This window comes from Haloferax profundi, assembly GCF_001469865.1.
In the GTDB taxonomy this organism is placed as follows: Archaea; Halobacteriota; Halobacteria; order Halobacteriales; family Haloferacaceae; genus Haloferax; species Haloferax profundi.
Genome location: NZ_LOPV01000314.1, coordinates 1 through 444, shown reverse-complemented (window position 1 = coordinate 444; position 444 = coordinate 1). Strand labels below are relative to the sequence as shown.

Here is a 444-nt window from a genome sequence, read left to right as displayed (position 1 = left end):
ATCTTTGATATCGGTTAGCTGCTCGACAGGGCGAAATGAGTACATGAAGAGGTGGTGGTACTCATTCTCTGGGTGGGGTTCTTTTGGCCAGACCATGTGTATACCGAGTTCAGTCTTTATAAACAACATCGAGTCGGGATGTTCTAACTCTCCCTCGAAAGAGACGTCAAATCGATAATCGCCTTCTCCTAAGTCATAGTCTAATTCGGCTGTTGCCGCATCAAGTCCGAATTCCTCAACGGCGACTTTTTCGAGATTTTCGTTCATAATCTCCTGCGTAGGCGGAGAGATATTCGGAGAAGTCATTGAGACCACTCGGAAACTGTTCGACTACCTAAATTTGCACTATTGGCTAGCATCAATTCGCACTCGTCTGTCAATTATTATCACGCCACATAAATTGACATGTTGCTAACTCTTAGCTGTGGGAGTAGCATCGATTCG

Annotated in this window: 1 protein-coding gene; it reads right to left on the bottom strand. The window is 45.0% G+C overall.

Translation table 11 applies throughout. The features are described from left to right. Window positions 1-306: hypothetical protein (locus AUR66_RS12665; RefSeq protein WP_157533102.1), on the bottom strand; the 306-nt coding region annotated here is incomplete at its 3' end. Window positions 307-444: the final 138 nt, after the last annotated feature.